14 protein-coding genes are annotated in these 12,940 nt (G+C 72.3%); 4 read left to right on the top strand and 10 right to left on the bottom strand.

Translation table 11 applies throughout. The annotated features are described in order from the left end of the window. Nucleotides 1-92: 92 nt before the first annotated feature. The 3 genes from ACLJOK_RS32520 to ACLJOK_RS32510 all read right to left on the bottom strand — a co-directional run bounded on the left by ACLJOK_RS32520 (nucleotide 93) and on the right by ACLJOK_RS32510 (nucleotide 2,721). Complete coding sequence (locus ACLJOK_RS32520; protein ID WP_410822305.1) at nucleotides 93-1,097, bottom strand: glycine betaine ABC transporter substrate-binding protein; 1,005 nt, start codon at nucleotides 1,095-1,097, stop codon at nucleotides 93-95. 200 nt (nucleotides 1,098-1,297) lie between these two features. Continuing rightward, the gene (locus ACLJOK_RS32515; protein WP_410822304.1) at nucleotides 1,298-2,038 is read right to left on the bottom strand and encodes an ABC transporter permease; all 741 of its coding nucleotides are present in this window, start codon (nucleotides 2,036-2,038) and stop codon (nucleotides 1,298-1,300) included. Further along, nucleotides 2,035-2,721 (bottom strand): ABC transporter permease, encoded by a 687-nt coding sequence (locus ACLJOK_RS32510; protein ID WP_354940124.1) that lies wholly within the window; start codon nucleotides 2,719-2,721, stop codon nucleotides 2,035-2,037. Before ACLJOK_RS32510 ends, ACLJOK_RS32515 begins: the two co-directional genes overlap by 4 nt. 2 nt (nucleotides 2,722-2,723) lie before the next feature. On the opposite strand from ACLJOK_RS32510, the gene ACLJOK_RS32505 reads away from it, so the two are divergent. Beyond that, complete coding sequence (locus ACLJOK_RS32505; protein ID WP_410822303.1) at nucleotides 2,724-3,728, top strand: ABC transporter ATP-binding protein; 1,005 nt, start codon at nucleotides 2,724-2,726, stop codon at nucleotides 3,726-3,728. A 55-nt stretch (nucleotides 3,729-3,783) separates the two neighbouring features. Here the strand turns inward: ACLJOK_RS32505 and ACLJOK_RS32500 are convergent, their stop codons facing one another. The 7 genes from ACLJOK_RS32500 to folP form a co-directional block, all read right to left on the bottom strand. Then, nucleotides 3,784-4,215 (bottom strand): hypothetical protein, encoded by a 432-nt coding sequence (locus ACLJOK_RS32500; RefSeq protein WP_410822302.1) that lies wholly within the window; start codon nucleotides 4,213-4,215, stop codon nucleotides 3,784-3,786. A 125-nt stretch (nucleotides 4,216-4,340) separates the two neighbouring features. Beyond that, nucleotides 4,341-4,649 (bottom strand): hypothetical protein, encoded by a 309-nt coding sequence (locus ACLJOK_RS32495; RefSeq protein ID WP_410822301.1) that lies wholly within the window; start codon nucleotides 4,647-4,649, stop codon nucleotides 4,341-4,343. A gap of 53 nt (nucleotides 4,650-4,702) precedes the next feature. Continuing rightward, the gene (locus tag ACLJOK_RS32490; protein WP_410822300.1) at nucleotides 4,703-5,917 is read right to left on the bottom strand and encodes an ABC transporter permease; all 1,215 of its coding nucleotides are present in this window, start codon (nucleotides 5,915-5,917) and stop codon (nucleotides 4,703-4,705) included. 119 nt (nucleotides 5,918-6,036) lie between these two features. After that, nucleotides 6,037-6,573 carry a DUF3180 domain-containing protein gene (locus ACLJOK_RS32485; RefSeq protein ID WP_410822299.1) on the bottom strand — a complete coding sequence of 179 codons (537 nt, stop codon included), beginning with the start codon at nucleotides 6,571-6,573 and terminating at the stop codon, nucleotides 6,037-6,039. Nucleotides 6,574-6,592: 19 nt separating this feature from the next. Next, a complete protein-coding gene (folK, locus tag ACLJOK_RS32480) occupies nucleotides 6,593-7,120 on the bottom strand; it encodes a 2-amino-4-hydroxy-6-hydroxymethyldihydropteridine diphosphokinase (RefSeq protein WP_112601537.1) in 528 nt (175 codons plus the stop codon). Next, nucleotides 7,117-7,485, bottom strand: coding sequence for a dihydroneopterin aldolase (gene folB, locus ACLJOK_RS32475; protein ID WP_410822297.1), 369 nt, complete (start codon nucleotides 7,483-7,485; stop codon nucleotides 7,117-7,119). Before folB ends, folK begins: the two co-directional genes overlap by 4 nt. Then, nucleotides 7,482-8,378: a dihydropteroate synthase gene (folP, locus tag ACLJOK_RS32470; protein WP_410822296.1), complete on the bottom strand. Its 897-nt coding sequence runs from the start codon at nucleotides 8,376-8,378 to the stop codon at nucleotides 7,482-7,484. Before folP ends, folB begins: the two co-directional genes overlap by 4 nt. A 356-nt stretch (nucleotides 8,379-8,734) precedes the next feature. On the opposite strand from folP, the gene ACLJOK_RS32465 reads away from it, so the two are divergent. The 3 genes from ACLJOK_RS32465 (at nucleotide 8,735) to ACLJOK_RS32455 (ending at nucleotide 12,939) form a co-directional block, all read left to right on the top strand. After that, complete coding sequence (locus ACLJOK_RS32465; protein ID WP_030327982.1) at nucleotides 8,735-9,049, top strand: hypothetical protein; 315 nt, start codon at nucleotides 8,735-8,737, stop codon at nucleotides 9,047-9,049. 13 nt (nucleotides 9,050-9,062) lie between these two features. Then, nucleotides 9,063-9,425 (top strand): hypothetical protein, encoded by a 363-nt coding sequence (locus ACLJOK_RS32460; protein WP_053654782.1) that lies wholly within the window; start codon nucleotides 9,063-9,065, stop codon nucleotides 9,423-9,425. Nucleotides 9,426-9,495: 70 nt separating this feature from the next. Continuing rightward, nucleotides 9,496-12,939: an ATP-binding protein gene (locus tag ACLJOK_RS32455; protein ID WP_410822295.1), complete on the top strand. Its 3,444-nt coding sequence runs from the start codon at nucleotides 9,496-9,498 to the stop codon at nucleotides 12,937-12,939. The last annotated feature ends 1 nt before the right edge of the window (nucleotide 12,940 follow it).

Below are 12,940 nucleotides of genomic sequence, written 5' to 3'. Positions count from 1 at the left end.
CGATATCCATCGGAGGGAACGGGGTCCCCGGGACGCGCGGACGCCCCCGCCCGGTCGGGGGCGGGGGCGTCCTCAGCACGTACGGGGAGGGCTCAGCTGGTGGCGAAGGCGCCATCCGAGGAGAAGATCAAGCCCACGCTGATCGAACCGTCGCGCAGCCCGCTCTTGGTCAGCGGGCCGCCCTGGTCCAGCGAGGAGAACTTGCCGACCGACAGCCCGTACGTCTTCTCCAGGCCCGGCTTGCAGAACGGACGCTGCTCGCACTCCGGCGGGCCACCCAGCACTGTCGCGCTGCCGGAGCACTTCGCCGCCAGCTCGGAGAGGGTCCGCACGCCGTACTTGTCGGCGAAGGCCTGGGTCACCGCGAAGGCGTTCTGGTCCTGTGCGGCGGCCGGCGTGCCGAAGGTGAGGCCGGCCTTGTCGCCCTCGGCCTTGAGCGCGGTCACCGTCGTGTTGATGTCCGGCGAGGAGATCGGCTGGGCGTTCTGGCCGTTGGCCTTGGTGTTGAGGAACTCGGCCATTGTCGCCGCGTACTCCGGGACGACCTGGATCTCGCCCTTCTCCAGAGCCGGCGCGTACAGCTCCCGGTTGCCGATCTGCTGCACCTTGACCTGGTAGCCGGCGGCGGTGAGCGCGACCCGGTACAGCTCGCCCAGGATCTGGCTCTCGGCGAAGTTGCCGGCGCCCACAGTGATGTCGCCGCCCGGGCCCTTGGCGATGCCCGCGGTGAGGTTGTTCGCGCTGGCGAACTCCTCGGCCGCCACCTTGGCGGTCTTGCGGTCGTCGTTCACCGCCTTGTTGAGCTGGATCAGCTTCGGGGTGTCCAGCGCGGCGGAGACCTTGTCCAGTGCGGCGATCAGCTGCGGGTTGGCCGCCTTGCTGTTGACAGCGGGAATGACGTTGTCGGAGTTCTGGAGCTTCTTGTCGTCCTGCAGAGCGATGAGCTGCTGACCGGCGACCGGGGCGCACCCGGCGCCGGAGGCGCTCGTCTGGGGTGCGTCGGTGCCGGACGAGCCGGCGTCCCCGCATCCGGTGAGGAGCGCTGCCCCGGCGACGGCGCTGACAGCCCCAATCGCCAGACGTGTACGTGCGCGCATGTGCCCGCCTTCCGTGTCCCGGCGCGGCCCGTCCCGGGCCGGCCGCGTGTCCGACGGGCGATCCTGACTGTCGGTCGCCCGCGAATGTCCACCCAACATGCTCCGCAACCGACCGACAACTTGGGATGGACTTCGTCACCTCATCGTCACCGATCGGACGGGCCTGGGTCGCCGGCTCGACGCGGGCTCACCCGGACGGGTCAGGCGCTCCCGGTGGCGTCGGCGGCCCGGGGCCGTCCGAGACGCTGCCGCCCGCGCCGCAGTGGTTTGGGGGTGACCAGCCGTTCGACGCCGCCGAAGACCACCTCGGCCACCAGCGCGAGCCCGGCCACCAGCACACCGCCGGCGACGATCTGCCCGCCACCGGCCGCGATACCGATGCCGAAGCCGGTCCGGATGATCTGGCCCAGGCCGCCGCCGTTGACGAAGGACGCCAGCGCCGCTGTCGCGATCACCTGGACCGCCGCGGTCCGGAAGCCGGCCGCCAGGTAGGGCACCGCGAGCGGCAACTCGACCCGGCGCAGCAGCTGTGCGCTGGACAGGCCCATTCCCCGGGCCGCGTCGCGGGCCTCCGGGTCCACCTGCCGCACCCCGGTGAACGCGTTGGCCAGCAGCGGCGGCACGGCGAAGACGGCAAGTGCCACCACTACCGGTGTCTTCCCGAAGCCGCTGGAGAAGGCGATCGGCAGGATGGTCAGCAGCGCCAGAGTCGGGATGGCCAGGGTGGCGTTGGAGATCAGCACCACGAGGCCGCCACCTCGGCCGAGGTGCCCCAGCCAGAGCCCGAGCGGCCAGGCCACCAGGCAGCCGAGCGCCACCGCCAGGGCGGAGATCGTCAGGTGCTCGCCGAGCCGGTCCAGCATGCCGCCGGGGTTGGTCCAGTTCAGTGGGTCGTTGATCCAGGTGATCGCCTGCCCGATCGGGTTCGCCGCGACGGTCACCGTGCCCTCCGGGCGGACCAGGGGGTCACCAGTCGGGCGACCAGGATGAGCAGCAGGTCGAGCACAACAGCGAGCGCCACGCAGAGCAGCGCGGCGGTCATGATCTCGGCCTTGTAGAGGTTGTTCTGGAAGCCCGCGAAAATCAACTGCCCGAGCCCGCCGTGCCCGACCAGCACCCCGACCGTGACCAACGCCACTGTCGAGACGGTCGCCAGCCGTACGCCGGTCACGATGCCCGGCAGCGCCAGCGGCAGGTCGATCCGGAAGAGGCGTCTCCACCGCCCGTAACCCATGCCCTCGGCGGCCTCGCGAACCTCCGGGGGCACCTGGTTGAGACCGGCCACCACGTTGCGCACGATCAGCAGCAGCGCGTAGAGGACCAACCCGACCAGCACCGTGGTCGCCCCGGTGCCCAGGTAGGGGGCGATGAACGCGAAGAGCGCCAACGACGGGATGGTGTAGACCACCCCGCTGACGGCGAGGATCGGGCCGGCGAGCGGACGGACCCAGTACGCCAGCACGGACAACGGCAGCGCGATCAGCACCGCGATCAACACCGCTCGCCCGGTGAGGGAGGCGTGTTCGCGCACCGCGGCGAGGATCGTGTCAGAGTTGTCCCGCACGTACTGCCAGGAGAACCAGGGGTTACCCGGGTCGGCCCGGTAGCTCAGGCGGAAGGACATACGTGGACGTTACCCCGGAGGCTGCCAGCGTGGCCCAATCCCCTCGCGCGGCGTCGATCTCCCTGGAGGGCATCCAGAAGCGCTACCCGAACGGCACCGAGGCTGTCCGGGACCTCAGCCTGGAGGTCCGGGCCGGCGAGCTGGTGGTGCTGATCGGCCCGTCCGGCTGCGGCAAGTCGACAGTGCTGCGAATGATCAATCGCCTGATCGAACCGACCGCCGGTCGCATCACGCTCGGCGACGAGGACGTTACCGACGTCGACCCGGTACGACTACGCCGTCGCATCGGTTATGTGATCCAGAACGTCGGCCTCTTTCCACACCAGACGGTACGGGCCAACGTGGCCACAGTGCCGGGCCTGCTCCGCTGGCCCAAGAGCCAGACCCGGGCCCGGGTCGACGAGCTGCTCGACCTTGTCGGGCTTGACCCGGCGGAGTTCGGCGGTCGCTACCCGCACGAGCTGTCGGGTGGCCAGCGGCAGCGGGTCGGGGTGGCCCGCGCGCTCGCCGCCGACCCGGTGGTGCTGTTGATGGACGAGCCGTTCTCGGCCGTCGACCCGATCGTCCGGGCCCGCCTCCAGGAGGAGTTCCTGCGCCTCCAGGCCGAGGTGCGCAAGACGATCGTGCTGGTCACCCACGACCTCGACGAGGCCGTCCGACTCGGTGACCGGATCGCGGTCCTCTCCGAGGGCGGGCACCTGGAGCAGTACGACACGCCGGCCGCGCTGCTCGGCGCACCCGCCACCCCGTTCGTACGCGAGTTCGTCGGCGCCGACCGGGGCATCCGCCGGCTGGCGGTCACCCCACTCGACCGGGAGGCGCTGGATCCGGTGCCCGAGGACGCCTCACCGGACCTGCCCACCGTCGAGGTGGACGGCTCGGCGTACGACGCGTTGGCGGTCCTGCTCACCTCGGGCCGGGACCGGCTCCTCGTGACCGACGCCGGCCGGCCGGTGGGCGCGCTCAGCCGACAGCGCCTCCTCGACCTCGGCCGCCCGACCAGCTGAACCACCCCGGTCAGGGCGCACGTACGACCCGCCGCGCCTGGCCCGCCTCCGCGGGTCAGGCGCGACCACCGAGGCTGGCGATGCCGATGATCCACCCGGTGAGGAAGCCGTAACCGGCACCGGTGCTGGCGTCCTGCAGGGCCCCCAGCAGTGACGGTGCCGGGCCGAGCAGCGCCGCCAGCACGGCGGCCAGCCCACCAGCCAGCACGTACGCGGCCCAGCCGGAGAAGAACTGGCTGACCGGGCCGGGCACCCGGGCGACCTGGGCGGCCGGCAACAGGTAGAGCAGCGCCACCGCGAGGACCACCAGCAGCACGGCTCGCGCGTCGGCGGCGAACAACCCGCCGGCCTGCCCGTCCGCGTCGAGCCGCCAGGCCGGCCAGGCGAGCAGGCGCGCGTAGAACGCGCCGGCCGACTCCGGGTCGGTCAGGGTGACGGCCCAACCGGTGTACGCCGGACTGCCGCAGATGCCGACCAGCAGCAACACGGCGAGCGCGCCGGTGCCGGCGGCCGTGCCGTAGCGGCTGACCGGGCCGGAACGGTGGATGAACGACGCGATCCGCCCAGACCCCGAACCGATGGCTCGGGCGGACCTGGGCTGCCCCGAGCGGCTCAGTGCTTCATCAGGTAGTCGATGAAGGCGGCCCGCAGCAGCGGCGCCGACTCCTCGTAGCCGTGACCGGTCAGCTCCCGCCACAGCGCGTTGGCCTCGTCGATCGTCGGGCCGATCGAGTTCGGAGCGCCGTCGAGCACCGTGGCCTCGTCAGCGTTCGGCAGGTGGCGCAGCACCGACCAGTAGAACTTCACGTCCCGACGCTCCCGGGCGAGGGCGAACGCCCGCTCCCGCAACTCCTCGGTGGACAGCGCGTCAAGCTCGGCGAACGAGGTTCCGCCCGGGGTGGCGGCAGGTGTGTCGGTCATGTCGCCGAGCCTAACGGTCGAGATCAGCTCCGGCTCGGCGGACGCGACGGGGCTCACCGCTCGTCGGTGTCCCACCGCCGCGGGCCGTCCTCCCACCGCGGATCCCGCCACGGGTCGACCGTTTGCGGCGCCGCCTGAGTCGGCAGCGTGGGAGGCCAGTTGTCGACGGACTGCGGCTGCGGTGTGGTCCAGCCCGAGCTGATCGTGCCGTCGCTGACCGGCTCGGGCCGTTCCGGGCTGCCGGTTCGGGGCCGCCCGAGCGTCTCGACCAGCCGGGTGGCCAGCAGCCCGACGCCGAGCGCGGCCCCGCCGACCACCCAGTTGCTCAGCGTCCAGCCGCGCTCCGACGCGTACACCTGGAAGACGGTGACCAGGCCGACCGCCAGCAGCGTGCCGAACACACCGCCCCGGCGGCCGTACGCGCTGGTGCCGGCGAGCAGGGCCACCCCGATGGCCAGCACCGTCCAGTCCAGCCCCGAGGTGGGCGCCACCGGACCGGGATCGTTGGCGGCGAGCAGCACGCCGGCCAGAGCGGCCAGCACCGTGGAGACGGCCAGAGCGACGGCGGTCACCACGGCGGCCACAGCGCCCCGCCGACGGGCCGGGTCGGCAATCGGTCGGTACCGCCCGACGAGCCGGCGGATCGCCCGGATCGCGCCGAACAGCCCGCCGAGCACGGCCACCGCGGCGAAGCCGGCGAAGAGGTAACCGGCGCTGCTTGTCGGGTCGTAGTCACCCTGCACCAGCACGGGCGCCGAACGGCGCTCGATGTACACCACCACGGCGGCGGCGCCGGCCAGGCTGGCGGCCCAGCCCGGCACGTGCAGCACCACAACGACCAGCGCCAGCGCCAGCCCGCCCACCGCGGCGACCGCCACGGCCGGGCCGAGCGACGCCGGCAGGCCCCGGTCACCCTGCTCGGCGTAGTGCAGTGCGGCCGCTACCGCGATCGGGCCGACGGCCAGGTTAGGCGCGGCCGTACGCAGGCTCAGCCCGGCGGCCAGGGCGAGCAACCCCAGCCCGACCGCGTCGATCAGCAGCGTGCGCAGGTTACCGTCGCGCACCGCTGTCGGATCCTCCCGCCAGAGCAGCCAGCTCACGGCGGCCAGCCCGGCCAGCAGCAGCAGCTCCCAGCCCAGGTGGACGCCGATCCGATCCCGGCCGGGCTCACCGTGGGTGGGGTCGTCGAAGACGTTGTCCAGAACGGCGGCCGGCACCCCCGACGAGGGTTCGGCCGACCGGTCCCGGCCCGCTTCTTCGTACCCCATGACGCCGCCTCCCCAGTGGCCGACCGTCCCCAGTCCGGCGCACGGACGGACCCTGGGCGGCCCTTGCTCTCCGATCGCAGGCACCGTACCCGCGCCCGCAGCCGGGCGTAACCCCCTGCTCAGCGCTGGCCGGGGCGGCTCTCCCGAGGGTCCTGCTCGCGCTCGTCGTCCGGGCGTTCCGGCACGCGGCAGGAGCGCTCCAACCAGAGCGCGGCGCCGACCAGTGCCAGCGAGGCGAGCAGGCCCCCGCCGGCGGCCGGTCGATCGTCCAGGGCGGCGCGGGTGGTTTCCACGAAGAGCCAGCCGCTGAGCCCCGCGTAGAAGCCCGCGAAGATCGCCGCGGCCAGTGCCGACGCCTTGGCCAGCACCACGAAGCGGGCGACCAACAGTGGATTGACCGGGTCCCGACCCGGCTTGCGCTCGATCCGGCCCTTGGTGTTGATCGCGGCGTACGCCTCCAGCACGGCGAGCCCGGCCAGCGTCACCACCGGCAGCCAGGGAAGCCGGGGAATTCCGCTGTAGTAGAGGGTGCTGATCAGCAGCCAGGCCACTGCCGCCGCAGCCAGGCCGGCCACGACCAGGGTCGAGATCCGGGTGGGGCCCATCCGCGACCCGTCCGGGCCCGACCCGCCGGGTGGGGGCTTCGCCTGCGTCATGCCGGCCGGTTCCGCTCGGTCATGCCGTCGACTCTAACGCCAACTCCGGCCGGGGACGCAGCTCCAACGCCTCGTCCGCCGCCGGGCCGGTGGTCAGCAGGTCGGTCAGCCACCCGTGACCGGGCAGCCGACCGTACGGCTGGATGTCGATCCACGGACGCAGCACGAAGGCGCGCAGGTGCGCCCGGGGGTGCGGCAGGGTCAGCTCCTCCTCGTCGCTGAGCACCGGCTCGTCGTCGTCGCCCCAGACCGCGATCACGTCCACGTCGAGGGTGCGCGGCCCGAACCGCCGCTGCGGGTCACGGACCCGGCCGGCCGCGCGCTCCGCGTCCCGGGCCCGCTCCAGCCAGTCGCGCGGGGTCGCGCTCTCGTCCTGCACGAGCACCACCGCGTTGAGGTACGCGGGCTGGTCGGTGTCGCCCCACGGTGGAGTCTCGTACACCCCGGAGAGCACGAGCACCGCGTCGCCGAGGGTGGCGACGGCCGTGCGCAGGTGCTCCAGGCGGTCGCCGAGGTTGCTGCCGAGCGAGAGGACCGCCCGGGTCACCGGGTACGCGCCCGGGTCATGGTGACGGCCACGTCGGTGAATGTGTGCGGCACCGGGGCCTCCGGCTTGTGCACTGTGATCGTCGCGGCGTCGACCCGAACGTCTGCGAGGCAGACAGTGAGGAGTCGGTCCGCCAGGGTCTCGATCAGGTTGACCGGCTCGCCGGTCACCACCGCGACCAGGCGTTCGGCCAGCTCGCCGTAGTGCACTGTGGCGGTGACGTCGTCGCTGGCGGCGGCCGGGCCGAGGTCCAGCTCCAGGACGGCGTCGACCACGAAGTCCTGCCCCTGTTCGCGTTCGAAGTCGTACACCCCGTGCCGGCCGCGCGCCCGCAGGCCGGTCAGGTGGATCCGGTCCGTCGTCATCGCCGTACCCCATGCTCGTGATCGTGTTGCGTTCGCTTCTGGTCATGCGGCGACACGGCCAGCCGGGGGCTACCGGTCGCCGCCCAGACGGCGAGTGCGTCGGCGGTGGCCTGGACGTCGTGCACGCGTACGCCCCAGGCGCCCGCGGCGACCGCCAGCACGCTGGTGGCCACGGTGGCGGCCTCCCGCTGGGCGGTCGGTCGCGGCGTGCCGTCCGCGGCGGCGAGCAACCCACCGAGGTAAGACTTGCGGCTCGCCCCGAAGAGCAGCGGGTAGCCGAGATCCAGCAGCTCCGGCAGTCGGGCGCTGAGTTCCCAGTTGTGCGAGGCCGTCTTGGCGAAGCCGAGCCCGGGGTCGACGATGAGGCGGTCGGCGGCCACTCCGGCGGCCAGCGCCGTGTCGATCCGTTGGGCCAACTCGGCCCGGACGTCGGTCACCACGTCGGTGTAGGTGGCCAGCTCGCGCATCGCCCGGGAGTGCCCGCGCCAGTGCATCAGCACCCATGGGCAGTGCGCGTCGCGGACCACCCGGGCCATGTCCGGGTCGGCCAGGCCACCGGAGACGTCGTTGACCACCGCCGCGCCGGCGGCCAGGGCGGCCTCCGCGACCCGCGCACGACTGGTGTCGACGCTGACCGTCACACCGGCGGCGGTCAGCTCGCGGATGACCGGCAACACCCGCTCGGCCTCGGTCGCGGCGTCGATCCGCTCGGCGCCCGGACGGGTCGACTCGCCACCGATGTCGACCACGTGCGCACCGGCGTCGCGCAGACGGACGCCGTGTCCGACGGCAGCGTCCAGGTCGGCGTACCGTCCGCCGTCGGAGAAGGAGTCCGGTGTGACGTTGAGGACGCCCATCACCACCGGGCCCGAAGCCCGCACCAGATCGGTCACGACTAGACGGTACCGGTCGCGGCAGCGGCGCCCAGCGACCCGGGTCGGCCCCGCACCACTGCCCCTGACGTGCCGATTAGAACAGGTGTACGATCGGTCATCCGGGCAGTATCGGGCAGCCCCTTCGCGGCTTGTCGCAATCCGGGGCGGCCCGTACGCTTTGGAATTGGCCAGCATCGAGATGGCGAAGCTTGGAGGGAGGGCCGAAGCGGGGAAAATCCGCCCAAACCTCGCCACCCTCCGTGGTGAGTAACGAACACAGGGTCAAGAACGCCATGCCCTGTGGAGCGCTTTTCCTGCCAGGCTTGCCTATTGCACCGCCGCGGCACCGCCGGCCGCGCTATGGGGAGGTTCCAGTGATCGCCTTCGAGCTCATGGAGACGGCGTCGTCCGGCGTCGCCCACGCGCTCTCCACCCTGGCGTCGGCTCCACTCGCGGAGCCGGCACCGAAGGGGATCGACACCAACAGTGTCGTCACCTTCTTCGCCAGCAAGATCGCGCCGATCCTGCTCGCCGTCCTGGGCGTCATCTTCATCGGCCGTGCCAGCCGAGGCGAGATCTCCAAGGTGCTGACCAGCTCCGCGATCGCCATCGTCGGGCTCGCCTTCATCGCGGGCGCGGCAACACTCTTCTTCGTCGGCGATTACCTGATCGACCTGATCTTCGAATAGGCGCGTTCACCACATGCGGCTGCGCACCGACGACGACATCTACCGGGCACGCCTGGTCTACCTCGGGCCGCCCGGTTACACCCTTCCGGTCCACCTGCCCTACGCCCAGTACGGGCTCTTCATGCTGCTGGTCCCCCTCTACATGTTCATCCACTGGCTGTTCACGCTGACGGTCGAGCTTTTCCCCGCCTGGGAGATCGCGCTCGCCATCGTGACCACGTCGTTCATCTTCCGGCACGTCGACCCCGATCGGCCGGCGCGGGTGGTCATCCGCACCGCGCTGACCGACTGGCGACGCACCCGGGAGCCGGCGGTCGAGCAGCGCGATCCGCGCCTGGTCGGCAGCCGGATCAGGATTCGGGAGGAGCTGGCATGACCGGACGTACGTCGAACGGTCCGTCGCAGGACGCGGGCAGGGGTCTGCCGACAGTCGCCGAGGCGATCGCATGAGCCGCTCCTCCACGCCGGGCTCCCCGGCCGGTCGCCCGGGCGTACCGGCCGGTCACCGTGCGCACTCGTTCGACTACACCGAGGACGAGGACGAGGTTGCCCTCGACCCCGCGCTGGTGACGTCGCCCGGCCACGGCGCCGTCGGCGTGTTCCAGGCGCCCCGGCCGGTTCCCCGCCGGACGCCACCGGCCGAGCCCAGCGCCGTGTCGGCCGGCGAGAACGCCGACATCGACTCTCCCTTCCTGGACCTCTTCGGCGGTGGAGGGCGACCCGGCTCGCCACGAGCCGTCACCGCCGGCCCGAGCACCCGCGAGCAGCCGACGATCCCGCATCAGCCGCCACCCACCGCCAGCCCGGCACCTGCCCGCGTGGTTCCCGAGCTGGAGCCACCGTGGACGCCCGCCGAGCCGCCCGGCAACGGCGGCCGACCCGCCGAGCCACGGCACGGAGGCGGCCACCCGGCCAGCGAGTCCCGGGTGCCGCACCAGGCCGGCGACCGACGGCCGATGCTGCGTCCTCCGGACGAGCCCGACCCGTCCACCGGCGAAGGGTCGCCGTCGGCTACCACCGGCCCCGTCCGCCGACCCGCCAGCACCGCGCCGGGCGCCCGCCCCGCAGCGACGGCCCGACCGGCGGTCCAAGCACCCCAGCCGACGGCCGCAGCCGGCCGGTCCACGGCTCCGCCGGAGCAGCCGGCCATGATCACATCTGCGGATCGCCCAGCTCTCGAACGCACGGCGCGCCGGGCCACCGACACGGATCGACCCAGGAGCACCGGCACCGCGGCCACCGGCAAGGAGGTCGCCGCGCCCCGACAGCGCACGGCGAGCCGACCGGACCGACCAATCAAGCCGGCCCGGGTTCGCGCTCCGAAGATCAAATTCGGGGACCGGGATCCGTCCGTCGAGCTGGCCATCACCGAGATCGCCGGCCACCTGACCTTCACGCCGAACACCGTCACCGCCTGGTACTGGCTGCCCGAGGTCCGCTGGGCGTTCCGGCCGGACGCCGAACGCGAGGCGCTGTTGTCGGCGATCTCCGAGCAGTACGCCGGCCTGGCCGGCTTCCGACTGCACCTGCGCCGCACCACCCGGCCGTTCCCCGCCGACGAGTGGGCGCGCACGATCGACACGCACACCTCGGCGCCGCTGCCCGACGTACCCGGCACCACCGGCTGGGCCGACCACCTGGTCGCCGCCCAACGCCACCTGATGTCGGTCAACCACGCCGAGGGCCAGACCTACCTGGGCGTCACCTTCGCCCGACGGTCCCTCGGCGACTCACTCACCGAGCGGCTGCTGCGCACCTTCGGCCGGGGCACCGCCGATGGGGAACGCCGCAAGCTGGGCCGCACCGTGGAACAGTTCGACGAGGTGCTCGGCGCGTTCGGCATGCGCGGCCGGCGGGTCACCGCCCAGGAGCTGGAGTGGCTGCTCTACCGCTCGGTGGCGCTGTGCATGTCACCTCCGAGCACCCTCTCCCCCGTCACCGACGGGCGCTGGGAGCGCGGCGACCTGCTCGCCATGACCGAGCAGGTGGAGCGCTACCGCACCCCGTACGGCTCGACGGTCAAGCTGGTCAACCGGATGACCGGCGAAGAGCGGCACGTGGCAGTGCTCGCTGTCGGCCGGATGGAGCCGCTGGAGATCCCGGAACGACACGAGCCCTGGCTGCACTTCCACGAGCGGCTGCCCTGGCCGATGGAGATCTCCACCCGCGTCGACATCCTCGGCTCCGGCGACTCCTTCCGCAATCTCGAACACCGGCTGCGGATGATCCGCTCGCAACAGCTCGACTACGCCGAACACGGCATCGACGCGCCCCCCGAGCTGGAACGACTGGCCAAGCGCGCCCTGGTGATCGGCGACGAGATGACCACCGGCCTGCCGGTCGACTCGGCCCGTGCGCACGGCTGGCACCGGATCGCTGTCGGCGGCCGGACCAGGGAGGAATGCCTGGAGCGGGCCCGTCGGCTCATCCAGCTCTACTCCCGGGAGCTACGCATCTCGCTGCAGCACCCGAAGAACCAGGACTGGCTGGCCCGCGAGTTCATCCCCGGCGAGCCGATCGCCAACACCGGCTACGTGCGTCGCATGCCGGTGCCGCTGCTCGCCGCCGCGCTCCCCCAGGCCGCCTCCAACGTGGGCGACCGGCGGGGCGACCTGATCGGCCGTACCGCCGGCACCTGCCGCCGCCCGGTCTTCCTCGACCTGCACTTCCCCATGGAGGTCCGGGAACGCTCCGGGCTCGCGGTCTTCGTCGCCGAACCGGGTGGTGGCAAGTCGACACTGCTCGGCGCCCTGGGCTACCTGGCCGCCCGCCGAGGTGTCCAGGTGACCCTGCTCGACCCGTCCGGCCCGCTGGCTCGCCTCTGCGCGATGCCCGAGCTGCGGCCGTACTCCCGGGTGTTGAACCTGACCGGCTCGGAGCACGGCACCCTGGCGCCCTACTCGCTCATCCCGACGCCGCTGCGCTCCGAGTTCGGCACTGGGGCACCCGGTGACCGGGAGTTCGAGATCGCGGTCTCCAACGCCCGTGCCGAGCGGCGGATGCTGGTCCAGGACATCTGCATGATGCTCGTCCCGCCGCAGGTGGCCAGGGAGGCGTCGACCGCCACCCTCTTCCGGCACGCCGTCCGCCAGGTCCCCGCCGAGGAGACCTCCACCCTGGACGACGTGGTGAGCTGCCTCGGGCGGCTCGACGACGACGCCGGCAAGGAACTGGCCAACCTCCTGCTGGACACCGCCGAGATGCCACTGGCCATGCTCTTCTTCGGCCGGCCGCCGGAAGGGCTGCTCGGTGCCGACGCGGCACTCACCGTGATCACCATGGCCGGGCTACGGTTGCCCGACCTCAAGATCGAACGCGAGTACTGGTCAGCCGAGGAAGCACTGGCCCTGCCGATGCTGCACACCGCGCACCGGCTCGCCGTCCGGCGCTGCTACGGCGGCTCGATGTCGTCCCGCAAACTCGTCGGCCTGGACGAAGCGCACTTCATGGAAGGCTGGCGGTCCGGGCGCTCCTTCCTGGTCCGGCTCGCCCGCGACTCCCGCAAGTGGAACCTGGCCGCGCTGGTCGCCTCCCAGAACCCCAAAGACATCCTCGGCCTCGACGTGCAGAACCTCGTCTCCACAGTCTTCGTCGGCCGCATCGCCGAGGACGCCGAGATCGCCTCCGAAGCGCTGCGGCTGCTGCGGGTGCCGGTCAACGACGGGTACGAGGCCACCCTGGCCTCACTGTCCGCCGCCGACACCAGCTCGTCCAGCCGGCTCGGCTTCCGCGAGTTCGTGATGCGCGACGTCGACGGCCGGGTGCAGAAGGTCCGAGTCGACGTCTCGTACGTCGAAGGGCTGCTGGACCACCTCGACACGACGCCCGCCGCGATCGCCGCAGCGGCCGGAGTCCTGCCGAGCATCCCCCTGCCGGATCTGGAGGCGTGAC

This window comes from Micromonospora sp. 050-3 (assembly GCF_046549335.1).
Taxonomy (GTDB): Bacteria; Actinomycetota; Actinomycetes; order Mycobacteriales; family Micromonosporaceae; genus Micromonospora; species Micromonospora trifolii.
Note: the sequence above shows the minus strand (reverse complement) of the source record. Positions and strands in the feature narration are given on the sequence as shown.